This window comes from Halomonas sp. AOP7-E1-9 (genome assembly GCF_052376035.1).
GTDB classification, from domain to species: Bacteria; Pseudomonadota; Gammaproteobacteria; order Pseudomonadales; family Halomonadaceae; genus Vreelandella; species Vreelandella citrativorans.
In genome coordinates, this window is sequence record NZ_JBQSVC010000001.1 from 278,543 (window position 1) to 301,763 (window position 23,221).

At 54.9% G+C, this 23,221-nt stretch carries 23 protein-coding genes; 8 read left to right on the forward strand and 15 right to left on the reverse strand.

The genetic code is table 11. The features are described 5' to 3' along the window. Positions 1-13 precede the first annotated feature (13 nt). Genes ACT3R4_RS01325 through ACT3R4_RS01335 form a run of 3 tightly spaced genes read left to right on the forward strand, consistent with a single transcriptional unit; the run spans position 14 to position 2,684 of the window. The gene (locus tag ACT3R4_RS01325; RefSeq protein ID WP_441676989.1) at positions 14-982 is read left to right on the forward strand and encodes a sugar kinase; all 969 of its coding nucleotides are present in this window, start codon (positions 14-16) and stop codon (positions 980-982) included. A gap of 35 nt (positions 983-1,017) precedes the next feature. Next, positions 1,018-1,992, forward strand: a complete 975-nt coding sequence (locus ACT3R4_RS01330) for a 2-hydroxyacid dehydrogenase (RefSeq protein WP_192526276.1) — start codon at positions 1,018-1,020, stop codon at positions 1,990-1,992. Further along, positions 1,989-2,684 (forward strand): HAD family hydrolase, encoded by a 696-nt coding sequence (locus tag ACT3R4_RS01335; RefSeq protein WP_225733645.1) that lies wholly within the window; start codon positions 1,989-1,991, stop codon positions 2,682-2,684. The genes ACT3R4_RS01330 and ACT3R4_RS01335 overlap by 4 nt, the downstream gene beginning before the upstream one ends. Before the next feature lie 117 nt (positions 2,685-2,801). Here ACT3R4_RS01335 and uxuA read toward each other — a convergent pair whose 3' ends face one another. The 8 genes from uxuA to ACT3R4_RS01375 form a co-directional block, all read right to left on the reverse strand. After that, on the reverse strand, positions 2,802-3,977 hold the full coding sequence (gene uxuA / locus ACT3R4_RS01340; protein WP_193053856.1) for a mannonate dehydratase: 1,176 nt from the start codon (positions 3,975-3,977) through the stop codon (positions 2,802-2,804). A 10-nt stretch (positions 3,978-3,987) separates the two neighbouring features. Then, positions 3,988-5,460 (reverse strand): mannitol dehydrogenase family protein, encoded by a 1,473-nt coding sequence (locus tag ACT3R4_RS01345; RefSeq protein ID WP_441676987.1) that lies wholly within the window; start codon positions 5,458-5,460, stop codon positions 3,988-3,990. Between the two features lie 2 nt (positions 5,461-5,462). Next, positions 5,463-6,746 (reverse strand): TRAP transporter large permease, encoded by a 1,284-nt coding sequence (locus ACT3R4_RS01350; protein WP_192526273.1) that lies wholly within the window; start codon positions 6,744-6,746, stop codon positions 5,463-5,465. Positions 6,747-6,748: 2 nt separating this feature from the next. After that, a complete protein-coding gene (locus ACT3R4_RS01355) occupies positions 6,749-7,330 on the reverse strand; it encodes a TRAP transporter small permease (RefSeq protein WP_193053858.1) in 582 nt (193 codons plus the stop codon). An 83-nt stretch (positions 7,331-7,413) separates the two neighbouring features. After that, positions 7,414-8,382: a TRAP transporter substrate-binding protein gene (locus tag ACT3R4_RS01360; protein WP_193053859.1), complete on the reverse strand. Its 969-nt coding sequence runs from the start codon at positions 8,380-8,382 to the stop codon at positions 7,414-7,416. A 68-nt stretch (positions 8,383-8,450) separates the two neighbouring features. Further along, the gene (locus ACT3R4_RS01365) at positions 8,451-9,473 is read right to left on the reverse strand and encodes a Zn-dependent oxidoreductase (protein ID WP_193053860.1); all 1,023 of its coding nucleotides are present in this window, start codon (positions 9,471-9,473) and stop codon (positions 8,451-8,453) included. Positions 9,474-9,503: 30 nt separating this feature from the next. After that, positions 9,504-10,715 carry a D-mannonate dehydratase ManD gene (gene manD, locus ACT3R4_RS01370; protein ID WP_192526269.1) on the reverse strand — a complete coding sequence of 404 codons (1,212 nt, stop codon included), beginning with the start codon at positions 10,713-10,715 and terminating at the stop codon, positions 9,504-9,506. Next, the gene (locus ACT3R4_RS01375) at positions 10,712-11,458 is read right to left on the reverse strand and encodes a GntR family transcriptional regulator (protein WP_193056258.1); all 747 of its coding nucleotides are present in this window, start codon (positions 11,456-11,458) and stop codon (positions 10,712-10,714) included. The genes manD and ACT3R4_RS01375 overlap by 4 nt, the downstream gene beginning before the upstream one ends. A 114-nt stretch (positions 11,459-11,572) precedes the next feature. On the opposite strand from ACT3R4_RS01375, the gene ACT3R4_RS01380 reads away from it, so the two are divergent. From ACT3R4_RS01380 to ACT3R4_RS01395, 4 genes are all read left to right on the forward strand, one after another. Further along, positions 11,573-12,748, forward strand: coding sequence for an alpha-hydroxy acid oxidase (locus ACT3R4_RS01380; protein ID WP_193056257.1), 1,176 nt, complete (start codon positions 11,573-11,575; stop codon positions 12,746-12,748). 373 nt (positions 12,749-13,121) lie between these two features. Further along, positions 13,122-13,451 carry a four-helix bundle copper-binding protein gene (locus ACT3R4_RS01385; protein WP_192528543.1) on the forward strand — a complete coding sequence of 110 codons (330 nt, stop codon included), beginning with the start codon at positions 13,122-13,124 and terminating at the stop codon, positions 13,449-13,451. Positions 13,452-13,718: 267 nt separating this feature from the next. Then, entirely contained in the window at positions 13,719-14,333 is a 615-nt protein-coding gene (locus ACT3R4_RS01390) for a transporter substrate-binding domain-containing protein (protein WP_226911978.1), read from the forward strand. Further along, the gene (locus tag ACT3R4_RS01395) at positions 14,330-15,307 is read left to right on the forward strand and encodes a cation diffusion facilitator family transporter (protein WP_193056255.1); all 978 of its coding nucleotides are present in this window, start codon (positions 14,330-14,332) and stop codon (positions 15,305-15,307) included. Before ACT3R4_RS01390 ends, ACT3R4_RS01395 begins: the two co-directional genes overlap by 4 nt. Positions 15,308-15,455: 148 nt before the next feature. Here the strand turns inward: ACT3R4_RS01395 and hmpA are convergent, their stop codons facing one another. The 7 genes from hmpA to ACT3R4_RS01430 form a co-directional block, all read right to left on the reverse strand. Beyond that, positions 15,456-16,625 carry an NO-inducible flavohemoprotein gene (gene hmpA / locus ACT3R4_RS01400; RefSeq protein ID WP_193056254.1) on the reverse strand — a complete coding sequence of 390 codons (1,170 nt, stop codon included), beginning with the start codon at positions 16,623-16,625 and terminating at the stop codon, positions 15,456-15,458. A 207-nt stretch (positions 16,626-16,832) separates the two neighbouring features. Continuing rightward, entirely contained in the window at positions 16,833-17,324 is a 492-nt protein-coding gene (locus ACT3R4_RS01405) for a CreA family protein (RefSeq protein ID WP_193056253.1), read from the reverse strand. Between the two features lie 129 nt (positions 17,325-17,453). Then, positions 17,454-17,693, reverse strand: a complete 240-nt coding sequence (locus ACT3R4_RS01410; protein ID WP_193056252.1) for a DUF333 domain-containing protein — start codon at positions 17,691-17,693, stop codon at positions 17,454-17,456. Positions 17,694-17,814: 121 nt separating this feature from the next. Next, the gene (locus tag ACT3R4_RS01415; protein WP_193056251.1) at positions 17,815-18,720 is read right to left on the reverse strand and encodes a hydroxymethylglutaryl-CoA lyase; all 906 of its coding nucleotides are present in this window, start codon (positions 18,718-18,720) and stop codon (positions 17,815-17,817) included. Between the two features lie 9 nt (positions 18,721-18,729). After that, a complete protein-coding gene (locus ACT3R4_RS01420) occupies positions 18,730-19,989 on the reverse strand; it encodes a hydroxymethylglutaryl-CoA reductase, degradative (RefSeq protein WP_193056250.1) in 1,260 nt (419 codons plus the stop codon). A gap of 99 nt (positions 19,990-20,088) precedes the next feature. Continuing rightward, positions 20,089-21,441, reverse strand: coding sequence for a tripartite tricarboxylate transporter permease (locus tag ACT3R4_RS01425; RefSeq protein WP_192528551.1), 1,353 nt, complete (start codon positions 21,439-21,441; stop codon positions 20,089-20,091). Between the two features lie 2 nt (positions 21,442-21,443). Then, positions 21,444-21,677: a hypothetical protein gene (locus ACT3R4_RS01430; RefSeq protein ID WP_172116214.1), complete on the reverse strand. Its 234-nt coding sequence runs from the start codon at positions 21,675-21,677 to the stop codon at positions 21,444-21,446. Positions 21,678-21,855: 178 nt separating this feature from the next. Between ACT3R4_RS01430 and ACT3R4_RS01435 the strand changes: the two genes are divergently transcribed. Further along, positions 21,856-23,220 (forward strand): aminotransferase-like domain-containing protein, encoded by a 1,365-nt coding sequence (locus ACT3R4_RS01435; RefSeq protein WP_193053871.1) that lies wholly within the window; start codon positions 21,856-21,858, stop codon positions 23,218-23,220. The last annotated feature ends 1 nt before the right edge of the window (position 23,221 follow it).

Here is a 23,221-nt window from a genome sequence, read left to right on the forward strand (position 1 = left end):
AGAGAATATCCTGATGGCAAATACAACGCTCTCCTCCCCACGGATACTGACTTTTGGCGAAGCCATGGCCATGCTGGTGGCGAATACACCGGGTGATCTAGCAGAAGTCGAAAGCTTTCATCGCCGTTTAGCAGGCGCCGACAATAACGTCGCCATCGGCCTCTCGCGCCTGGGTTTTCACGTTGGCTGGTTGAGCCGAGTGGGCACCGACAGCCAGGGCAGGTTTATTCAGCAGGCCTTAAAAGCTGAAGGAGTTGACGACCGGTATATTCATCTTGATGAACACCACCCCACCGGGCTGATGTTCAAAGAGCGCGCAGAAAACGGTGCCGACCCACGGGTTGAGTACTTCAGGCGCGGCAGTGCCGCCAGCCACTTAAGCATTGAAGATGCCGCTTCCATCGATTTTCAGTCGCTCACTCATCTGCATGCTACCGGCATTACCCCTGCGCTTTCTAAAAGCGCCCTGGAATTAACCCGCCACTTGATGCAGCAGGCACGCCAAAGCGGCGCCAGCATTTCCTTCGACCCCAATTTACGCCCATCACTTTGGCCCAGCGAAGCTGTCATGCGTGATACCTTAAATGAGCTGGCAAGTCTTGCTGACTGGGTGCTACCGGGACTTTCCGAAGGGCGGCTTTTGACCGGCTGCGAATCGCCCGAAGCGATTGCCGACTTCTACCTTGAGCGCGGTGCCAAGGCCGTTATCATCAAGCTGGGGCCAGAGGGCAGCTATTATCGCGGCACGCTGGGAGGCTCTTTGGAAAGCATCAACGTGCCCGGCCAGCCGGTCGCCAACGTTGTTGATACCGTAGGGGCTGGCGATGGCTTCGCGGTCGGTGCGATCAGCGCACTGCTGGATGGCCTAACTGCTCGTGATGCGCTTAAACGTGGCAATCTGGTCGGCGCCCAGGCCGTACAAGTCGTCGGTGATATGGAAGGTTTGCCCACCAGGGACAAGCTGGAACAACTTGAGCACTAAGGTCACATGTAACAATCACAACACGAGGAGATAGCATGAAAAAAAGTATCATTGTGACTGGACGACTTGGCGATCCACTAAAAGAAACGCTAGCGCAACACTTTGAGCTTATTGAGCACTCAGGGCCACTTGATCCCACTCAGCAAGATGTGCTCGACATACTATCGAAGGCACACGGTATTATCGGCTCAGGACTGCCCATCACACCTGAATTACTGGATGCGGCGCCCGCGCTTGAAGTTATTTCGACAATTTCGGTGGGTTACGACAGCATCCCCGTGGATGAGTTAACCAAGCGTGGCATTATGCTGTGCAACACGCCTGATGTGCTCACTGAAACGACCGCTGATACCGGTTTTGCGCTGGTGATGGCCTCAGCACGCCGGGTAACAGAACTTGCCGAATGGGTGAAAGCGGGCAACTGGAAAGCCAGCCTTGGCCCTGATCACTTTGGTAACGACGTACACGGAAAAACGCTGGGCATGATAGGTTTTGGACGCATCGGCCAAGCGGTTGCCCGGCGCGGTGCGCTCGGCTTTGGCATGTCGATTCTCTACTCCAACGCGTCTCCCAAACCTGAACGCGAAAAAGAGCTAGGCGCCAAGCGCTGTGAGCTTAACGAACTATTGGAAAAAGCAGACTTTGTCTGTGTGACCGTCCCGCTAACCGCAGAGACCAAGCACCTAATCGGTGCCGACGAGTTTGCACGCATGAAGTCCTCAGGTATTTTCATCAACATTGCCCGCGGTAAAGTCGTCGATGAATCAGCGCTGATTGACGCACTTGAGAAAGGCACCATTAAAGCAGCGGGTCTGGATGTCTTCGAGCAGGAACCGCTGCCAGCCACCTCCCCTTTACTTAACATGGCCAACGTCGTTGCCCTGCCCCATATTGGGTCCGCAACACATGAGACTCGCCAGGCAATGGCTCAGCGCGCCGTGGATAATATTCGCTTGGCCCTACAGGGCAAGCCTCCCATTAACCTGGTTAACGAGGACGTACGCCAATGAGCCCTGCTATGCCCAGAGCAACGCCCAGCGCAATGACCGCCGATTACTGCCTACTGTTTGACAGCGATGGTACGCTGGTAGACAGCGAAGTACTCCTTGCAGAGGTAATGGGCGACATTCTTCCGGAGTTCGGCCTACCGTTCTCTGCGCGTCAGTATATGGAAGAGTTTCGTGGAGTACGCTTTCACACGATAGTCAATACGTTAGAAGCGCGTTTTCAGCCCCTCTCAGAAGACCAAGCGGCGACGCTTGAAGCCGGTATGCGGACACGCATGGAAGCCCGCATGCGGGCAGAGCTTGAACCCATCGCTGGCATTCCAGATGCGCTTGATCAATTAAGCAGCTACGCCAAAGCCGTGGTATCTAACGGCCCCGAGCGCAAGATCCGCTGTGCCATGGAAAGCACTGGTTTAGGCCACCATTTTAAAGGGAATTTATTCAGTGCTTATACCCTGAATGTCTGGAAACCCGACCCCGAGCTTTACCGCAAGGCGGCGGCGGCAATGGGCTACGCGCCCGAGCAGTGCATTGTGATCGACGATGCGGCCGTAGGCGTAGAAGCCGGGTTGGCTGCAGGTATGCACGTTATCCATATTAACCACTTTCCTGATGAAGAGAGCACGCCCGAAGGCGCCGTTAGCATTCAGCATGCCAATGAATTGCCTAGCGTGATTGCCCGTTTAGTCGCTTAGATAATTACCGACACACGAGTGCACCGACAAAAAGAACCCCACGGCTGCTTAAGCAGTGAGGTTCTTTGAGGTCCCGATTCAGGGTGGGCTACTTTTCAGCACGCTTCAGATAGCTATTTAATCCATCAACTGGCGTACCGCAAGCTCAATACCGCGCAGTTCGGCAAGCCCGCGCATACGGCCATAAAGCGGGTAGCCCGGCGCGGTTTTACGCTGTTGATCGTCAAGAATATGGTGGCCATGGTCGGGGCGTAATGGCAAACGCGCCCCGCCCTCTTTTTCACGGCGACGCTCCTCTTCGACCAGTGCCTGAATAACGCCGACCATATCAACGTTACCTTCCAGGTGCGGTGCTTCGTGGAATGAACGTGGGTCAGCCTCGCGCTTTGTGGCACGCAGGTGGATAAAGTGAATATGCGGGGCAAAGTGGCGAGCCATGGCAACCAGGTCGTTGTCTTCACGAACACCATAAGAGCCGGTGCAAAACGTTAGGCCATTGGCCGGGCTGGGCACATGATCCACCACCCACTGTGCATCCTCATGAGTTGACACCACTCGCGGCAAGCCCAGAAGCGACCGGGGTGGGTCATCCGGGTGGATCGCCATACGAATGCCGACTTCTTCAGCCACCGGAATAATCGCCTGTAAAAAGCAGCCAAGATTTTCGCGCAGCTTTTGCGCATCAATCTCGGCATACTCCGCCAGTACATCCCGAAACTGTTCCAGCGTATAGTGCTCTTCCGCCCCAGGCAGCCCGGCGATCAGTGTCGTCACCAGCTTGTCGCGGGCGGTCTGATCAAGCGTCTCAAGGTAGCGTTGGGCCATACTCTTATCCGCTTCGCTATACTCAGCCTCGGCCCCTGGCCGCTTAAGAATATAGAGATCAAACGCCGCAAACGCGGTGTGATCAAAGCGCAGCGCCAGCGCACCATCCGGCAGTGCATGGACGAGATCGGTTCGCGTCCAGTCGAGCACCGGCATAAAGTTGTAACAAACGGTGTCGATACCGCAAGCTGCCAAATTACGTAGCGTTTGGCAGTACGTAGCAATCAACGCATCGCGCTCGGGCAGGCCCTGCTTTATCGCTTCATGGACCGGCACACTCTCAACCACCGACCAGCGAAGCCCGGCGGTCTCAATCAGGTTCTTGCGCGCTTGAATAGCCTCGACCGGCCACACTTGGTGATTAGGTATTTCATGCAGTGCCGTCACAATGCCGGTCGCACCGGCCTGGCGAATTTCTTCAAGACGTATCGCATCGTTAGGGCCGAACCAGCGCCAGGTATGCTCCATAAATAACTCCCTATCCTTCGATGCCTAGCGCTGCTAACGCGGCATTTAACCCATCTTGCGTTAAGGCGCGATAGGCCGCTACTACGTCGTCGACAAACGGCTGATGTGTTGCCAACGCGGGCGGTACCACTTCGTCCATGGCTAAAAATGCGTTTACCAACGCGACCGGCTGGCCACCGTGAGTCTGATGTAGCTCAGCAAACTGCTTTGCCATGGGATCATCAACGGTATAAAGCTTGCCGTTTAGCTCTTGGCCATCGGTATAACGAATCCACCCAGCCATTCCTAATGCAGTGCAAGGCGATGCCTGACCCACTTGAATACGCTCAAGAGCGCCGCTCAGCCAGCGCTGGGGCAGCTTCTGGCTGCCGTCCATGGCGATCTGCTGCAAACGGTGGCGCAAGCTGTCATTGGTAAAGCGTGAAAGTAGCGAATCAGCGTACGCCGCAAGGTCAGTGCCTTCGGGCATATTAAGCGTCGGTGCGGCTTCTTCCAGCATGTAGCGGCGCAGCAGCGCGCGCAGTGCCGGTTGGTTGATGCCGTCATACACCGTTTCAACACCTTCCAAAGCACCCAGATAGGCCAGCAGAGAATGGCTACCGTTCAACATTCGCAGCTTCATGGTTTCAAACGGGGCAACATCGGCGACCATTTCTACGCCGTCGGCCTCCCAGCTTGGCCGCCCGGTGGGGAAGTTGTCCTCTACCACCCACTGCGAGAATGCCTCACCCACCACGGCATTAGGATCAGCAACGCCCAAGGTAGCTAAGCGCTCAAAGTCAGCGTCGGTCATCGCTGGCACAATGCGGTCGACCATGGAGCTTGGAAACGCCACTTCCGCATCAATCCACTCGGCAAGTTCAGCACTACGCTGCTGGGCAAGCTTAACCACGGCTTTACGAGTACGCTGACCGTTGTGTGGCATGTTATCGCACGAAAGCACGGTAAACGGTGCCACGCCCGCGGCGTGCCGCCGAGCCAGCGCTTCAACCAGTAAGCCAGGAGCGGTCCGCGGCTCGCTAGGTGAGGCGATATCGCCCGCTACCATGGGGTCATCCAGGCGCAGCTCACCGCTGGTCGGGTTCAGGAAATACCCTTTTTCCGTCACGGTCAGCGTGACAATACGCGTCGCTGGCGCCGCCAGCCGCTCAAGCAGCGCGTCTCTATCCCGCCCCCAGTTGCCCGACGCATCGCGGCCGGAAAACAGCGTTTCTTCAATCACGCCGATCTCGCGTAGCGTCAGCGTCTGGCTGTCGGCATATTCCGCCACCTGATAGTGGTAACCCGCCTTGCGCAGGCTATCTACCAGGTCAACACTCGAGCGTAAATTGGCGCTACATACGCCCCACTCGCCATCGCCTGTGCGCTGGCGATAGCGCTCAAGATAAACCGCTTGGTGAGCACGGTGAAACGCGCCCAAGCCAAGATGGACAATGCTGATATGGCCGGATGGCGGCGCTGCATTAATACGTTTCATGGACATGCCTAGTTACTCCCCATCAGCAGATTAGGCAGCCAGAGTGAAATAGCCGGTACGTAGGTCACCAGCATCAGTACTGCCAGGTTGCATAGCAGGAAAGGTACAATCGCACGCGCTACCGAAAGCATGGGCAGCTTACCGATGCCAGCGACGACAAACAGACACACCCCGACCGGCGGCGTGGTCAGGCCAATCATCAGGTTAAGCACGGCAATGACGGCAAAGTGCACTGGGTCCACACCCACACCGGTGGCCACGCCTACGAGGGCCGGGAATAGAATGATCAGCGCGGCGATGGTTTCCATGAAGGCGCCGACAAACAGCAGGATCAGGTTGAGAATCAGCAGCACGATCAGCGGGTTTTCACTGATGGAAAGAATCAGCGTGGCGATCATCTGAGGAATCTGCTCGCTGGTCAGAATCCAGCCGAACAGGTTAGCCAGGCCCACCATCAACAAAAGCGCTGACGAGGTCAAAACAGTATCGACCAGAATGCCCGGCAGTTTGCGCCAGGTAAGCCCCTTGTAGACATACATGCCTACCACCAAGGCGTAAAGACTGGCCACAATCGAGGCTTCAGTGGGCGTAAAGAAGCCGCCGATGATGCCGTAAAGAATAATCACGGTCATCAAAAGCGCCCAGAAGGCTGTTTTCGCTTCGCGCAGAAGCTGCAGGACCGGCACGCGCTTCTCTTTGGGGTAGCCTCGACGAACGGCCAGAATGTACACCGTGACCATCATGGCCAGACCCATTAAAAGGCCGGGCACCGCACCAGCCAAAAACATCCGGCCTACGGAGATACCGCTTAATGAGCCTGCGATAATCATCGGCACGCTAGGCGGAATAATCGGCCCGATGGTTGACGAGGCGGCCGTCACCGCGGCGGCAAAGGGCTTGTCGTAGCCCGAGCGCGCCATGCCCGGAATCATCACCGAGCCGATACTCGCCGAGTCCGCCACAGCGGTACCGGAAATACCACCAAAAATCATCGAGCCGCCTACGTTGGCAAGGCCTAGCCCGCCGCGAATATGGCCAAGCAGCGCGTTGGAGAAGCGCACGATATGTTCGGTGATATTGCCCACATTCATTAGATTACCGGCCAGCACAAAGCCTGGAATACACAGTAGAACGAAGGTGTCGATACCCGCGTACATACGCTGGGGTACGATGGTGAGCGAAATGCCCTCCAGCAATAGATACGATACAGAAGCGATACCAAGCGCAAACGCGATGGGCATGCCCACCACGAGAAGTATCAGAAAAACACTAAACAGAATAATAACTTCCATGCTTACGACTCCTGTTTACGGGTGGCAGAGGGACGACACATTGCGATAATTCCCTCAAGACACCCCAGCACGCTATAAGCCAGGAGTAGCGCAAAGGTGACTACCGTTGAGAAAAAGATATACAGCATGGGAATACGTAGCGTTGGCGAGGTCTGCCAGGTACCGTTCTGGGCATACTGCCAAGCATAGGGCAGCACCAGAAACGCAAATACCCCAATCATCAAGCAGATCAGCGCCTGAAACGCGGCTTTCACGCGTGGGCCAAGCATATGATGGAACAGCTCGACACTGATATTGCGGTGCTGGCGCATCACCACGCCGACCGAGAGCGCCACCATGTAGATAAACAGATAGCGCGAGAGCTCTTCTGTCCAGGCAATGGAGAACGGCAGAAATAGCCGAGAACTCACTTGCAACAACACCGTGCCCGCAATAGCGACCAGTGCAAGCACAGCCAGGGTTAGAAAACAGGTATCCACCCAGTCAATCAAGCGCCCAATAGGACCTTGCAGCCTGGGTACTACCGACATCGAATCCAAACTCTCCAACGCTTCTTGCTCAAGCGCTTTTTGATCCGAGCTCATAAACGTATCCTCATGGGATAAACCACTCTTGCAGATAGACGATGGGCTGGCGCACGGCCAGCCCATCCTCATTACTTACCGACTTACAGGCCTTGAATGGCGTCGAAAATCTCACGCTGTTCAGGAGTCAATGCTTCGAGTACCGCTGGACGGGCCGCTTCAGCGAAGGCATCAACATCCACCTCAACGAACTCCATGCCGCGCTCTTGCAGTGCCTGTTCCAGACGCGTTTGGTCTTCGACAAACAACTCTGACTCATACGCTTGCATGGTCGCTGCAGCATCACGTACCACCTGCTGAAGATCTTCAGGCATGTTTTCCAACTGGTTACGGCCAATCACAACGTAGATCCAACTGCGCACATGACCGGTCATGTTGACGTAGTCCTGCACCTCGTTGAAGCTGGCGCTTTCGATCAGGCTAAGCGGGTTTTCCTGACCTTCCAGCGTGTTCTGTTGAAGTGCGGTGAACACTTCACTGAACGCCATGGGTGTTGGGCGTGCGCCCATCGCCTGCCAGGTATCCACGAAAAGCGGCACGTTAGGTACGCGCAGGCGTAAGTCGTTTAAGTCTTCGGGCGTGCGGATCGGACGGTTGGACGTCAGCTCGCGAGGGCCACGCTCAAACCAGGCCAAGGGCACCAAGTTGGTACGCTCGGTGATCTGCTCTTCAATCTCGGTGCCGATCTCACCATTAACGGCTGCGTGCAGATGCTCGGAGTCGCGGAAGGCATAAGGCACGGCCATCATGGCCGCCTTGGGCGCCCAGTTTTGCAGGCTCTCGCCGGTAATCGTCATGTCCGCTGTGCCCAGCTGAATGCTGTTGATCACATCCATTTCATTACCCAGCTGCTCGCTGGGATAAAGGCGAACTTCAATACGGCCGTCAGAGTTGGCTTCTACTTCTTCCTTGAACTTCTCGGCCGCCTGGTGCCAGATGTTCTGCTCGTTAGCCAAATGGCCAAAACGCAGCGTGTAGTCGGCAGCCAGCGCGGATTGCGCACTGAGAAGAACCGTTCCAAGTACCGCACTGGTTAATAGCTTCTTGATCATTTTTATCGCTCCTGCACTTTGCATTGTTGGTTGTTAGTGCGTGTGGTTAATGTAAGTGGGCGTGGACGTTAAGCACTGACTTGAATCAGTACTTTACGGGCTTCTTCAGGACGGTGATCAAGCATATCGATAGCACCCGGCATATCGCTTAGCGGTAACCGATGGCTAACCAGCGCCAACGGGTCCAGCTTGCCACTTGCCATTAACGCTAGCACCTCCGGAAACTTACGATTATTAAGCCGTGAGCCGACCAGCGTCAGCTCTTTTTTGATCACTTCAAGCTGCACCAGATCGCTTGGCTGAACGCTGAACCCGAGCAGACCAATACGGCCCGCGGGCGATGCCAGCCGCAGCATCTGGGGAAGCAACGCCGGCACACATGCAGCGTCGGCAATCAGCGGTACGCCTTCACCCTGGGTTAGAGCCAGCACCTCTTTTTCGACATCCTGCTCACGGCTGTTGAGAACGTGCGTGGCGCCCAGCGCTTTAGCGGCCTCCAAGCGCTCATTGATAACATCGGTGACGATGATCTCTTCAATGCCCAAGGCCCGGGCCATCTGCAGGATCGTCATGCCGATCACGCCTGCGCCCAAAATCAGCAGCCGATCACCGGGGTGCGGCTGCATGCGGTCCAGCACGTTGGCGGCAATGGTGTAGGGCTCTACCAGGGCAGCGGCGTCCAGGCTGATATGCTCCGGCAGCTTGTGAACATTCGCTGCGGGCACCGCCACGAACTCTTCAAAACCGCCGTTACGGTGTACACCAATGACTTCAAGGGCGCCGCACACGTTGGGGCGGCCAATACGGCAGGGGTAGCAGGTGCCGCAACTAATAACCGGGTCAACGCAAACGCGATCACCCACCGAAACATCAGCTACGCCTTCGCCAACCGCGTCAATAACGCCCGCAAATTCGTGGCCCGTGATACGCGGAAAGCGCACAAAGGCGTTATCGCCGTGGATAATATGCATGTCCGAACCGCAGATACCGGCAAACGCTACGCGCACCCGTACTTCGCCTGCGGCGGCGGTGGGTACTTCAACATCGGCGACCTGGTAGTCATGGGGCGCCTTGACCTGAAATGCTTTCATGGATGCAAAACTCCTTACCCGTTCGTTAGGTCACCAATGCCAAAGAGTGCCGTCTTCCAACCGGTTAACCGGCAGGCTGGCACGCTTATAGGGATATTGCTTGGCAAGCTCTTCGTCGATATCCACGCCATGCCCAGGCGTTTCGCCCACGATAAAGTGGCCATCCTCAAAACGGTAATCGTGAGGAAACACCTCGTCAGTCGCGCTGGTATGCGGCATGTACTCCTGAATACCAAAGTTAGGCACCCAGGTATCAAAGTGAATAGCTGACCCCAAGCACACCGGAGAAAGATCGGTCGGCCCGTGGAAACCGGTACGCACGTGGTAAAGACCCGCTAAATCAGCAATACGGCGCACGTGAGTGATGCCACCAGCGTGAGTCAGCGTGGCACGAATATAGTCGATCCACTGGTTTTCGATCAGCGCTTTGGCATCATGAATACTATTGAATACCTCACCTACCGCTAGCGGTGTGGTGGTGTGCTGACGTATAAGACCAAACGCCTCCTGGTTTTCAGCCGGTACGCAGTCCTCAAGCCAGAAAAGATGATAAGGCTCAACTTCCTTGCCCAAGCGGGCTGCTTCAATGGGCGTTAGGCGGTGGTGAACATCGTGCAGAATATGCAGATCATCACCAAAGCGCTCGCGTACGGCAGCAAACAGTTTGGGCACATGGTTCAAGTACTTGCTGGTACTCCATACGTGCTCGGCGGGTAAATCGGCATCCGCAGGCTCGTAGGGTTCGCCGTCTTTTTTGGCAACGCCATAAATACTTGCGATGCCTGGCACACCAGCCTGCACGCGCACGGCTTTATAGCCTTCGTCTACATGGCGGGCGACCTCTTCAAGGCACGAATCGATATCGCGCCCGGTGGCGTGGCCATACACCATCACGCGGTCGCGGCTCTTGCCGCCCAGCAGTTGGTAAAGCGGCATACCCGCGAGTTTCGCTTTGATATCCCAAAGGGCCATGTCGACAGCGGCAATCGCGCTCATGGTAACCGGGCCACGGCGCCAGTAAGCACCACGATACAAGTAGTGCCAAATGTCTTCGATGCGCTGAGGATCACGGCCAATCAAGGCCGGGATTACATGCTCATCCAAATAGGCGACCACGGCCATTTCCCGACCGTTTAGCGTGGCATCTCCGATACCGTAGGTCCCCTGGTCGGTAACGATTTTCAAGGTAACGAAATTGCGCCCCGGCGAGGTGACAATGGTATAGGCGTGTTCGATTTTCATGGGGTTGCCTCCTCAATGAGGGATACCGTTTCCTGAGTATCGAACATCTCGGGAAACCGCTGTACTAAATCGGGAAGTGAAACAAAAATTTCACGCAAATGGCGCCGCATGGATTGCTCGGCAAGCGCTACGTCGCGGGCTTCAATCGCCGCCATAATATCGGCGTGCTGTTCAATCAAACGGGCAATCGGTGTGGTGTCAGGAACACTTAAGTAGCGTACACGGTCCAGTTGCGCCCTCACCTCTTTGATAACCTTCCAGGCGGCCTGTTGGCCAACGCCCAGCGACAGCGTTTTGTGAAAATGCTCATCAAGACGGTAGAAACGAATGGTGTCGTGCGGCTCAATACAGCGGCGCTGGCGCTCCAGCAAGTCGTGTAACTCGGTGAGCACTTCGTCGGGAAGCCCTTTGACCGTTGCCTGACGCACTACCGCTACCTCAACCGCCTCACGTACAAAGCGCGCTTCAAGCACTGCTCGCTGAGATATTCTGACCACATAAGTACCACGCTGTGGCCGGACTTCGACGAGCCCTGTTTCAGAAAGACGGATAAAGGCCTCGCGCACCGGCTGACGGCTGACCGAAAAAGCGTCCGCCACTTCTTTTTCAGATAGCGCTCGGCCAGGTTCCAACACCATTTGAATAATCGACTGGCGCAGTACCTGGTAAAGACGCTGACGCACCGACTCGGTCTCCGACGTCTCCTGCCATAGCGCTTGTAGCGTAGTGTTTGTATCACTCATCTGCCGCCGCCTGGGTAAAGGGGCATGACGCCCTTATCTGATACAACTAGTATGGTAGTATGGCGAGACAAACAAAAGCCTAAACGCCCTATACTTTGGTTGAAGGTAACGCACATGAAACGCCAGCTTTACACGGGTTCAAACTATAAGAAATCAATAAATATCAACGATCTTGAACGCATCGCCAAAAAAAGACTGCCGAACTTCGTGTTTGAATATGTGTATGGCGGAAGCGATGATGAACATACGCTGCATCATAATCGCACTGTGTTTGATCAATACCTGTTTGAACCCAGAACAATGACAAAGGTGGGTACGCGGGATTTAAGCACCACACTGTTTGACCGTTCTTACCAAATGCCAGTAGCGATTGGTCCAACAGGATTTAACGGCATGCTGACGCGTGATGGCGACCGAAAACTTGCCTGTGCCGCCCGCGATGCGAATATCCCGTTTGTGCTGAGCAATGTCTCTACCACCGCCATGGAAGATATCCAGGCCATTGAAGGCTTGACGGCGTGGATGCAGCTGTACTTCTATCGTGACCGAGCCTTCGTAAAATCGCTTATTAAGCGCTGCCAGGACGCCCGTTTTGAAGCCATTGTGATCACTACGGATAGCGCCATTTACGGCAACCGTGAGTGGGACGTGCGCAATTTCCGGCGGCCCATGAACCCCACCTTCGCCAACCTGGCACACATGATGACCAAGCCTCGCTGGATGCTGGATGTGTTGCTGCCCGGCCTACCTACCTTTAAAAACCTGGATGAGCTTCTGCCACCGGGAAAGCGTGGCGCCCAAGGCGCATCGCAAATTATCGGCTCGCAGTTGGACCCGTCGCTTAACTGGGAAGACATTGCCTGGTTACGTGAGACGTGGCCAGGCAAGATAATTCTCAAAGGAATTCTGGCGCCGGAAGAAGCCGAGCAGGCCGTAAAACTTGGCGTTGACGGTATCGTGCTTTCCAACCACGGTGGAAGGCAGCTCAATCACTCGCTCTCGCCCATGGATACCCTGGCCGACGTAAAAGCCTGCGTAGGGGAACGCTGCCATGTGTTTGTGGATAGCGGGTTTCGGCGCGGCACCGATATTATAAAAGCACTGGCATTAGGCGCAGACGCCGTTTGGCTTGGAAGAGCGACGCTTTACGGGCTTGCGGCGGGTGGCCAAGCGGGTGCAGCGCATGCTTTAAACCTGCTGAGAGGAGAAGTAGACAGAACGTTAGGCTTGTTGGGCCACACCAATATTGAGGATTTAACCTCAGCGTGCCTGGTCAAGCGACCACGTTGAATTACTTATGAAACCTCTGATTACCTATAACGCAATTGCGTATGCTCAGCGCTTGCAATTGCGTTTAAAAAACCAGGTTACTGACACAACAACATTAACGATCCATACATAAAAACCCTCTCTATTACGCTATTGCTTATCTTCTTTCATGCTGCATAAACCAAGCCAGAAACATTAAAAGAAAAAGAGCAACCTGTGCCACAGGGTTTAAAAAATATTAAAGATTCTCTTCTCCTACGCAAAATACCCACTTAGATCCTACTATCAAACAATGGCTAGCATCATCAACTACTTATTAAGCGTAAACGCCTTTTCCAGCTATTCTTCAAACTAAATTAGTGTAAAGGCGCATCTTCATAAAGGAGGTAATAACGTGAGTATACCGAAGTTTAAAGAGTGCATCGAAGCCTGTAATATATGTGCGGTCTATTGCGATAACTGCGCGGCCTCCTGCCTTCAAGAACCCAACATTGAGCACATGGCTGAATGTATTCGGTTAGATATTCAGTGTGCACAAATTTGCCGGTTGGCCGTCTCCTTTATGGCCCAGAATAGCGAATATGCTCAGGATGTCTGCCAGCTGTGTGCGGATATCTGTCAAAAGTGCGGTGATGAATGCGACCAACATGACGCAGAGCACTGCCAAGAGTGCGCCCAAGCATGTCATCTGTGCGCCAGCCTATGTGCATCAATGGTGGCATAAAAAGGCAGCGCTGCTAAACCCAGCCCTTCATTTGGAAAATAGCTGATTACGCCTAATGTATAAAGTGAGCAAGGCTTGAGCAACCCTATGCTCACTTTTTTGTAAACCTTATTAATGAGCGGTTATCTACATCCCCTTAACGGGAGCGGCTATACGATGCAAAGCAAGGATAGCTTTATATCATGCGTTTTTTGGACCCACATGCTGCTCATTTGTGCAGTTTTCGCTTTGGCAGGTTGCCGTTATCCAGCCAATATTGAACGCCCCATGACAGAGATGCAGGGCGGGGAGCTGAACGTTGGCCTGTCCGAGAACCCGCCTTGGGTCATACATACTGACCAAGGCCCGGCAGGGCTGGAAGTCGACATCATTCGTGCGCTTGCAGAAGATATGGATGCCACCGTTAACTGGCACTGGGATAGCGAAGGAAACCTGTTAGCGGCGCTCTCCCAATACCAGCTTGACCTGGTGGCCGGTGGGCTTACTCAGGATTCAAATGTGAGCGCCCTCGCCACCCCCACCAAGGCCTACTATGAGAGCCGCTATTCAGTCGGGGTACCCAGAAGCACTTCCTTACCCCGCCATCTTGAAGGTGTTGAGGTCGCCCTTCCTGCCGTTAATCATATCGCCCATGCGCTTAAGAAAGAGGGCGCGATTCCCCGCCCCACTTCCAATCTTGATGCACTAAACCAAGCGGTTGCCAACCCCTCCTGGTGGCTTCATGCGCATAACTATCAGGTTGGAGAGTGGGAAATCGCCACCGACCAGCATGTTATGGCGCTACCCAAAGGAGAAAATGCCTGGATGCTGGTCGTACAGCGCCATTTAAATAGCTACCCCGGTATTGAACAACGCCTTCAACAGCTGGAGGCTGAACAATGAAAATACGCAAGCTTTATCACCTGCCTCCGGAGAAACAGCAGGATCTCGACTACCTGATCCGCCTTGAATGGTGGAATTTAGCGTTTCGTCTTTCCATTGTAGCGGTACTGGGTTCGGTATTGGGCAACAGCCAGGCAATGAAAGTCGCATGGCTGGAAGACATGCTGTCGCTCATTCCGCCTATCGCTTTCTTGCTGGCCGTCCGGTTTCGCAATCGCCCGCCTAATAAGACCTACCCTTATGGGTATCAACGTGCCACGATCATTGCCTTTTTATGCACCGCCACTGCACTAAGCGCGATGGGCCTGTTTTTACTAGGAGACTCGTTGCTAAAGCTTGCCCACCAGGAGCACCCCAGTATCGGCGCCATCACGCTGTTTGGTGAGACGATATGGATGGGCTGGGTGATGGTTGGCGTGCTTATCTACAGTGTCATTCCACCGGTTATTATCGGGCGCTTACAGACCAAAGCCGCCGCCAAAGTGCATGAGAAAACCGTCTTTGCGGATGGCAAAATGAGTAAAGCTGACTGGATGACCGGGATGGCTGCCATTGTAGGCGTGCTGGGCGTAGGGGCCGGTTTTTGGTGGGCAGACGCAGTTGCTGCGGCCATTATTGCCTTGGATGTTACCAAGGATGGCATTACCAATTTAAAGGAGGCCGTAGGCGACCTGCTTGATCGCCGCCCTCATTTTACGTCTCGCGAAAAGCCGGAGCACATGGAAGAAGCACTTGAGGCCGAACTTTGCGCCATGCCTTGGGTAGCCGCCGCCTCGGTACGCTTACGTGAAGAAGGCCCCATCTTCAGCGGCGAGGCCTTTGTCACCCCGCATAGTAATGATGATTTGGCGCAGCATCTGAAAGAAGCCTCTCAGCACCTTAATAATTACGACTGGCGCATTTATGAAGTTGTCGTTACCGCATGGCCCAATGAAGAGCACATACCTTCCCCCGCCAATGCCACTCCTTCATAACTGCTTTTTCATGACCTTTTTTCATAATCCTGTTTTCATAACCCCTGTTCCTGAACCGCTTTGGCCTAGCGGATTAACGATGTTCTAAACTCAAGGCCGCCTCTTTCGCATTCACCCACGGCGAAGGAGGCGGTTCGATACTATTCGACTAAGCGATGTCTAACGCCTTCGCCGGGCCGAAGTGCTCGAAGTGGCGGTGTGACTCGGGCACACCCAAGCGAGTCAGGCTTTCATCCACCGCACTCATAAAGCCATGAGGCCCGACAAAGTAACAGCGCTCGCCGGACACGATATGTTTCGCCAAAAGCTCATCACTGATACGCCCCTGGTAGTCACCGCTGTCATCCTGCTCAAATACGGTGACGACGCTTAACTGCTCAGGATACGCGTGTGCCAACTCCTGTAGCGTGGTCGCAAAGGCACGGTGCTCAGCGTCTATCGCGGCATGCAGATAAGCAACCTTACGGCCTTGTTGCAGCGCCTCTTGAGCAATCGGCAGTAAGGGCGTTTGACCGATGCCGCCACTCACCAACAACAGGGGCTCATCGCCCGGTACGAGTGTCATTTCACCCGCTGGCGGCAGCAGCTCAATCGTATCGCCTACGTTTAGTTGGTCATGAAAATAGCGGCTGGCAAGCCCGTGAGGTTCACGCTTGATAGACAAGCGGTAAGAACGCCCATCCGGCATACCTGACAAGCTGTAATGCCGATGTACCGGCTCGCCATCAATCATAAGCTTCACGCCGATATACTGGCCGGGCGTATAGTTTGCGACTGGGCCGCCATCTTCAGGCACCAGGATGAACGAGCGAATAACGCTACTCTCCTGCTGTATTTTTTCAATACGAAAGCGCCGCGTGCTGCGCCAGCCGCCAAGGCGCTGCTCGAACTCCTGATAGCGCTGCTCTTCAAGCTCGATCAACAAAGCGGCAAGCTCTTGGTACAACGCCCCCCAGGCATCCGCCACTTCAGGCGTCACCGCATCGCCCAGCACCTCACCGATAGCCTCCATCAGGCATTCCCCAACAATCGGGTACTGGTGCGGCTGAATATCCAGCGAGATATGCTTATTAACCACGGTTTCCATAATGTGGCGCGCCGTTTCAGGATTCTGGCGAACCTGCACATACGCCAGAATGGAACCTGCCAGCGCTCGTGGCTGCCCGCCATTTTGCTGATGCGTTTGGTTGAAAAGTGACTTCACCTCAGGATAGCGCTCAAACATTAACGGATAAAAGCGCTGGGTAATCGTATCGAGATGCTCAGCCACAACGGGGGCTGTAGCAGCAATGATCTGTTCTTGTGCCGGTGTGAGCATGGCGGCCTCTTCCCTATAGCTTAAAGATTCATTTTAAATGCACCTTTAAAATATCAGATTTCAGCAAGCCATGGCATGAGCTGCGTCAATAAATCGCTCCTCATGGGGAAAAGAAAAATGCCAATGACCCTGACACCACCTATTGAACACAGAGTTTAGGCAATGCGCGCCCAGCGCCTTCCCTGCTATTAACAGAGCTACTTTTTATCAGCGCGTACCCGGCGTTAGATCGCCATAATGCACAGCGGTAACCGCATTTTTTGGCGAGCCATCCACCAGCTTTGTGCTATAGGTCAGATACACAAAGGTTTGTGTTTCAGTATCATGCATGCGCACTACGCGCATATTCTTGAAGAGCACCGAGCGGCGCTGGGTGAACACCACCTCTTGCGGATCTATCTCATCGGGATTAAAAACAATCGCGCCTGTTTGCCTGCAGGCCACGCTTGCTTCGCTAGCTTCTTCAGCAAGCCCAATCGCGCCTGAAATCCCACCAATCTGGGAGTAGGAAATATAACAGGAGATACCCTGCACTTTCGGGTCATCGAACCGCTCGACTTCAATGGTATTGTTGGGCCCCAGCATTCTGAACTCGGTGCGCACGCTACCAATATGCGCCTCCTGAGCCAATAACGAGGCAGGAAGCAGAGCAAGTAAACCCGCCAACGATGCACTGGCGATACGGTTAGACGACAACATGGGCAGTGTCCTTGAAGAAGCGACGAGGTAATAAGTAGGCGACGAGCATACCTGAGTGCGCCTATTCAGAGGAGCCGCATTAATCCTAATGCCGAAATGGGCCAACAAAGAGAACGCCCGCCTTGTGTATCAATCGTTTCTCAACCCTTCGGTTCGATACAGCATATTCACTTCAACAACGCGGCCTTCAACTAAATGGCAGTAATCACGTTGAGTACCACCAGATTCACGACTGCGCACTTCCCCACCCTCACGTTCGCAGTACTCAACGGCATAGCGGTGTGCTTCTTGTGCACCATCCGCCGTACCTTGCGTTGAACACCCAGCCAGTGCAATGGCTATCAAAGCCAACAGGCCATAACGAGCCATTCGCGCCTCCCTTTGCGTCAATGTGTTGAACAGCGTTCATTGGCGTCCAAGAACGCCTGCGCCTGGTTCACTATAGTCAATATTCTGGCTTTCCCGGGCCAAAGGAGAACAGCCAAGGCCGTTATACCGCTGCTGCCATCAAGGCGCTGCCCGCGCGTGACCGGTTAGGGGCGTTGATCGCTTGCGTGATCCAATCCCCTGTTCTTGCTAGCGCGTTTAAATTGATGCCTGACGCGATACCCAAACCTTCAAGCATATACACCACATCTTCGCTGGCCACATTGCCAGAAGCCCCTTTGGCATAGGGGCAGCCACCCAAACCGGCGACGGAGCTATCAATAACGCTTACGCCCTCTTCCAGCACCGCATAGAGATTAGCAAGTGCTTGACCGTAGGTATCATGAAAGTGAGCGGCCAGATTATTCACCGGGACTTGGGCGGCAACAGCCGCCAGCATACGCTTGGCTTTGGATGGCGTGCCGGTGCCAATCGTATCGCCCAGCGATACCTCATAACAGCCCATCTGGTATAGCGCCTTGGCCACCCGCGCCACCTGTAAAGGTTCGACTTCTCCCTCATAAGGGCAGCCAAGCACGCAGGAAACATACCCCCGCACGCGCAGCCCGGCCTGACGCGCACGGGCGACCACCGGCTCAAAGCGTTCGAGCGACTCGGCAATAGAGCAGTTTATGTTCTTGTGCGAGAAGGCTTCGCTCGCCGCACCAAATACAGCGACCTCTTCAACACCACACTCAATCGCCGCCTCCAGGCCTTTCAGGTTAGGCGTCAAGGCTGAATAGACGACGCCGGGGCGCCGCTCAACACCCTGCATTACCTCCCGGTGATCAGCCATCTGAGGCACCCAGCGAGGCGACACGAAGCTCGCCGCCTCGACATTAGTACAGCCCGCTTCTACCAGGCGCTGGATGAACGCAAGTTTCAGATGAGTCGGCACGCGCGCCTGTTCATTTTGCAAACCGTCGCGCGGGCCGACCTCGACCAGACGCACAGAGGATGGCAGGGTCATGTCTTCTCCTTATCCGTGACGCAACTGTTCAAGAAGCTGTTGGGCGATATCCACACGCACCTTACCGCCATCCACAAGCAGCGCCGCGATCCGGTCAACTTCCTCATTTTCGGCCCCGGCCATCACTGCGATATTCTTGGCGTGCAGCGCCATATGGCCTTTCTGAATACCTGTGGTTGCCAGCGCCTTCATGGCGGCAAAATTTTGCGCCAACCCTACTGCGACGATAATACGCGCCAAGCGATCCGCTGTTTTTACACCCAAAATATCCAGGCAATGCCGAGCACTGGGATGCGAGCGAGTAGCGCCGCCCACCAGGCCTACCGGCATGGGCATTTCCAGCGTACCGGTCAGGTTCCCTTCGCTATCAGCCTCCCAATGTGTCAAGGAACGGTAGCGCCCGGTACGCGCGGCGTAGGCATGCGCGCCCGCTTCCACCGCACGGGTATCGTTACCGGTTGCCAGCACGACAGCGCTTACCCCGTTCATGATGCCTTTGTTGTGGGTGGCTGCCCGGTAAGGGTCCTGATCAGCAAAGCGATACGCATTAAGCATGCCGTCACGTACCGACTCGCCACCAAGATCTTCGAGCTTCCAGGTAGCACGCGCTCGCGCAATGCGCCGATCTGCAAGGTTGGAAAGAATACGCAGGCAGCTGCGGCCACCACTCCACTCTGCCAGAGAAGGTGCGACGGCTTCCGCCATCGAGTTGACGGCATTAGCGCCCATGGCGTCACGCACATCCACCAGCAGATGCACGATCAGCATGTTGTCGAGCACGCGCACTTCCAGCTCGCGAAAACCGCCCCCGTGCTGCAGCAACACCGGGTCGGTAGCATCACAAATGCTTTTTACCTGCTCAAACTCGGAAAGTAGCCGGAGGCGCGCAAACTCAGGATTGGGCACATCCAGCAACTGCACCTGTGCAATCATGATGGGTTCTGACGTATCGGTATAAAACCCGCCCGAGGCGCGACACTGCCTGGCCGCATTACAGACGGCGGCGACCACGGAGGACTCCTCGGTCGCCATGGGCACCAGCTGTTCCTCGCCATCAATGACCAGATTGGTAGCAACCCCGATGGGTAGGTTCAGCGTACCGATGACATTCTCGATCATGGCATCGGCAGTGGCTGACGAAATATTGCCCGTATCGGAAAAATGCGCGCGAACCTCGCTGCCAAGTCCGGCTATTTCAATGACTTTATCAAGCCGCTCGCTGGGGGGAAGCTGATAAAAACCGGGAATGCGTGATGTGCTGTGTGCCATTGATAATGCCTCTGATCAATTGAGATTGAATAAGTAAATGTGCCTGAAGCAGGCGGTTTACCAGGACGCTGCATATGCTTCAGGCATGGACCAAACGTATTAAGCAAGCAGCCCTAAAATCCACGGTGCGGCATATAGCGTCATGAACTGCACACCGTAGTTGACGCCCCATCGGTTGAGCAGGCCCGCCATCAGTGCCAACACCATCACGCCCAAAATGCCCATTACGCCAGCATCCATATAGGCGAGCAGCATGACCAGCGAGAAGAACATCGCCAGAAACGCTTCGTGGGGAATGTGCTTGAAGACAAAGATGCAGATACGCCGCGCGTACCGAACCGCAATCGGGTAAGTAATCAGCAAAGCGACACCGGCGCCCAAAATGCTGGCGATGGTAATTTCAGAAAAACTCATCAAGTGGTGAGCGTTCTGCTCAAGCGTCAGCACCGGCGGTGCGTTGAAGAAGGCATTACCCGGACCAATCGCCATGGGGCTCATGGGAATGCCCAGCGCCGCCAGGGGAATCAAGATGCCCGCGATGTAAGAAGCATTGGTGACCGCATCCATTGAAGAGAGCGCTCGGCTGGCCTTATTGACCGTGCCCTTCACCCAGCTCGACATTACCTCGCCCAGAAAAATCGTGATGCCCACTGGGCTCATGAAGAACGTAACCGAGCCCAGTACGGAGCTTGCCGCGGCCGAGGCGGTTTCCTGGCGCGTCAGAATACGAAACGGATTAGGTAGCTGCCCTTTCTCGTCGTCACCGTAGATCTGGATCTGCTTGGGCTCAGACTCCACCATTTTATGGCGCTCACTGTTGACCGTAAGCTGCGCCAGATTAAACATCATCGGACCAATGGTGATGCCCAAAAAGAACGAAATGAAGACCGTCTGTCCTTCTGGAATGACGCCCATTCCCCAATACAGGTGCCGTAACCCCTGGATCAGAGCCGCCAACAGCACAATACTGATCAGACTGATGACTTTCTCCTTGCTCATCAGCGCCAGAAATACGGCACCGCCAAAGAAAATCTGGCTGGCGTACTGGCCAAGCACATCGGCTAGCGGCGTTAACAGAAAGGCGAGGAACAGGCTGATGGGTATCGCGACGAGTGTACCTATGACCGAACCGGAGGCCATTTTACGAATCGCCAGGGTGGCGTGCCCTTCCCGCTTTAGAATCAGCGCGTGCTCGACCATAGGGGCCGACATCACCCCGCCCGGTATACCGGCTACCGAAACGGGGATAGAGTCGGTCAGCTTCTTGGCAACGATTGCCGCCATAAAGAAAGCCAGCACCACGGGAAGCGGTATACCTGCGACCACCAGCGCCAAGATTACGGGAGCCAGTACGGCGGTTTCATCAGTACCCGGCGCAACGCCAATGGCGGTATAAACGACGACAGCAATAATAGCGGCCGCCAGCATTTGAAGTAATAAGACGGGATCCATTACTACGTCTCCTCACCGGTTTGCAGCTGCCGCTTAGGGCGAAACAGCAGCGCATTGATGAAGAACCCCAGAATAGCGCCGCTTAGCCCCAGAATAAGCGGAAGCGGAGGCTGCGCCGGGGCAAGCAGATAGCCGCCTAGTGTTAACGGCGTAGAAATACACAGTGACAGCAGGAGGTCTCTCCCACTCACCGTGTCATCCCACACATTGAGAAACCGGTTCTTTCGCTCAGCCATAGCGTGTCTCCTTGAATTTATTATGGATGTTTCTTTTTTAATGCCGCTCATGATGGGTAAACTTGCGGATTACTGACAGGTACAGTTAGCGAGATTGTACGAGGTACTGTACCTATCAAAAGAGAGGTACACTGATTTCACCGGGTTGGGTTTAGCCCGCTTTCGGGAGACACCTACCATGTCGAAATCCAGACACGTGGCTGACACCATCCTCAAGGCTATCGAAGAAGGCCGCCTGGCACCGGGTGCCAGGCTCGCCTCTATACGCGAAGCCGCCCGCCAGCATGGGGTTTCGAAAAACACGATTGTTGATGCCTATGATCAGCTGATTGCACTGGGCAGGTTGCGCGCCCGGCAAGGAGCCGGCTTTTTTGTTACGCAGCCACCCGCGCTTGAAGCGCTGGAAAAGACCCACGAGCTAAATGAAGCCGTTGATAGCGTCTCGCTTTTGAGAGAGCAGTTAGTAGGTAATTTTCAGGTGCGGGTAGGCGACGGCCGAGCACCCGCTAGCTGGATGGGCGGCGCGGCGCTTGCACGTCAGGCCAAGCGGCTAACGTCCATCGGCAACGATGATATCGAGTACGGTGCCCCACAAGGGTATCTCCCTCTGCGTGAAACGATTGCCAGGGTATTGGCCGGGCGCTCTATTCATGCTTCCCATGAACAGGTACTGCTGACCTTCGGCGCCAATCACGCTTTCGATCTTATTATTCGCCACCTGATCGCCCCAGGCGACCGAGTTCTGGTGGAAACGCCCGGCTATTACCCGTTATTTGGCAAGCTGCGCCTGGCCAAGGCGAAGCTGATTGGCGTTTCGCGTAGCCACGAAGGGTTGGACCTTGATGACCTTGAGCGCAAAATTATTCAATACCGCCCCAATGTTTTCTTTCTACAGCCCAATGCTCACAACCCGACGGGCTCTACCCTTTCACTCAACCAGCTGTACCGGCTACTGACACTCGCAGAGCGCTACAACCTGATACTGGTAGAAGACGACGCCTTTGCCGACCTGCTCCACCGAGGAAGCGCCCACTTGGCGGCACTGGATGACCTGAGTCGCGTGATTTACGTAGGCACGTTTTCCAAGACGCTTTCCACCGGCATTCGCTCGGGCTATTTAGCGGCAAACCCTGCGCTGGTTAATGCACTTACCGATATCAAAATGGTCACCGTCGTTAACAGCTCTACCTTCAGCGAGCGCCTAATTCACGACATGATTAACCACGGGCGTTACCGCCGCCACCTGGTACAGCTTCGCGAACGCATTACCAAGGCCAGCGCCAGTACCATTACCGCGTTGAAAGAGGTGGGGCTTGAGAATATAGAGGGGCCAGGGGAAGGTTATTACTTATGGGCGCGCCTGCCGAACAACATTGACGCAATGCAGCTAGCCAAAAAAGCCTCGGACGAAGGTATTTTCATCGCCCCTGGCAGCATCTTTTCACTACGCCCCAATGGGCCGGATGCATCGTCCATGCGTATGCATATTGCCTACGCTAATGATCATCGGTTTTTGGGGTTTCTTGAGCGTTGTTTGGGGTAGG

Excerpts from the sequence above, each read along its gene's own strand:
- ACT3R4_RS01335 (WP_225733645.1), top strand. The coding sequence starts at position 1,989 with ATGAGCCCTGCTATGCCCAGAGCAACGCCCAGCGCAATGACCGCCGAT.
- ACT3R4_RS01380 (WP_193056257.1), top strand. The coding sequence starts at position 11,573 with ATGAAACGCCAGCTTTACACGGGTTCAAACTATAAGAAATCAATAAAT.
- ACT3R4_RS01435 (WP_193053871.1), top strand. The coding sequence starts at position 21,856 with ATGTCGAAATCCAGACACGTGGCTGACACCATCCTCAAGGCTATCGAA.
- uxuA (WP_193053856.1), bottom strand. The coding sequence starts at position 3,977 with ATGGAGCATACCTGGCGCTGGTTCGGCCCTAACGATGCGATACGTCTT.
- ACT3R4_RS01430 (WP_172116214.1), bottom strand. The coding sequence starts at position 21,677 with ATGGCTGAGCGAAAGAACCGGTTTCTCAATGTGTGGGATGACACGGTG.
- ACT3R4_RS01395 (WP_193056255.1), top strand. The coding sequence starts at position 14,330 with ATGAAAATACGCAAGCTTTATCACCTGCCTCCGGAGAAACAGCAGGAT.
- ACT3R4_RS01375 (WP_193056258.1), bottom strand. The coding sequence starts at position 11,458 with ATGAGTGATACAAACACTACGCTACAAGCGCTATGGCAGGAGACGTCG.
- ACT3R4_RS01425 (WP_192528551.1), bottom strand. The coding sequence starts at position 21,441 with ATGGATCCCGTCTTATTACTTCAAATGCTGGCGGCCGCTATTATTGCT.
- ACT3R4_RS01410 (WP_193056252.1), bottom strand. The coding sequence starts at position 17,693 with ATGGCTCGTTATGGCCTGTTGGCTTTGATAGCCATTGCACTGGCTGGG.
- ACT3R4_RS01345 (WP_441676987.1), bottom strand. The coding sequence starts at position 5,460 with ATGTCCATGAAACGTATTAATGCAGCGCCGCCATCCGGCCATATCAGC.
- ACT3R4_RS01405 (WP_193056253.1), bottom strand. The coding sequence starts at position 17,324 with ATGTTGTCGTCTAACCGTATCGCCAGTGCATCGTTGGCGGGTTTACTT.
- ACT3R4_RS01365 (WP_193053860.1), bottom strand. The coding sequence starts at position 9,473 with ATGAAAGCATTTCAGGTCAAGGCGCCCCATGACTACCAGGTCGCCGAT.
- ACT3R4_RS01390 (WP_226911978.1), top strand. The coding sequence starts at position 13,719 with ATGACAGAGATGCAGGGCGGGGAGCTGAACGTTGGCCTGTCCGAGAAC.
- manD (WP_192526269.1), bottom strand. The coding sequence starts at position 10,715 with ATGAAAATCGAACACGCCTATACCATTGTCACCTCGCCGGGGCGCAAT.
- ACT3R4_RS01330 (WP_192526276.1), top strand. The coding sequence starts at position 1,018 with ATGAAAAAAAGTATCATTGTGACTGGACGACTTGGCGATCCACTAAAA.
- ACT3R4_RS01350 (WP_192526273.1), bottom strand. The coding sequence starts at position 6,746 with ATGGAAGTTATTATTCTGTTTAGTGTTTTTCTGATACTTCTCGTGGTG.
- ACT3R4_RS01415 (WP_193056251.1), bottom strand. The coding sequence starts at position 18,720 with ATGACCCTGCCATCCTCTGTGCGTCTGGTCGAGGTCGGCCCGCGCGAC.
- ACT3R4_RS01355 (WP_193053858.1), bottom strand. The coding sequence starts at position 7,330 with ATGAGCTCGGATCAAAAAGCGCTTGAGCAAGAAGCGTTGGAGAGTTTG.
- ACT3R4_RS01325 (WP_441676989.1), top strand. The coding sequence starts at position 14 with ATGGCAAATACAACGCTCTCCTCCCCACGGATACTGACTTTTGGCGAA.
- hmpA (WP_193056254.1), bottom strand. The coding sequence starts at position 16,625 with ATGCTCACACCGGCACAAGAACAGATCATTGCTGCTACAGCCCCCGTT.
- ACT3R4_RS01360 (WP_193053859.1), bottom strand. The coding sequence starts at position 8,382 with ATGATCAAGAAGCTATTAACCAGTGCGGTACTTGGAACGGTTCTTCTC.
- ACT3R4_RS01420 (WP_193056250.1), bottom strand. The coding sequence starts at position 19,989 with ATGGCACACAGCACATCACGCATTCCCGGTTTTTATCAGCTTCCCCCC.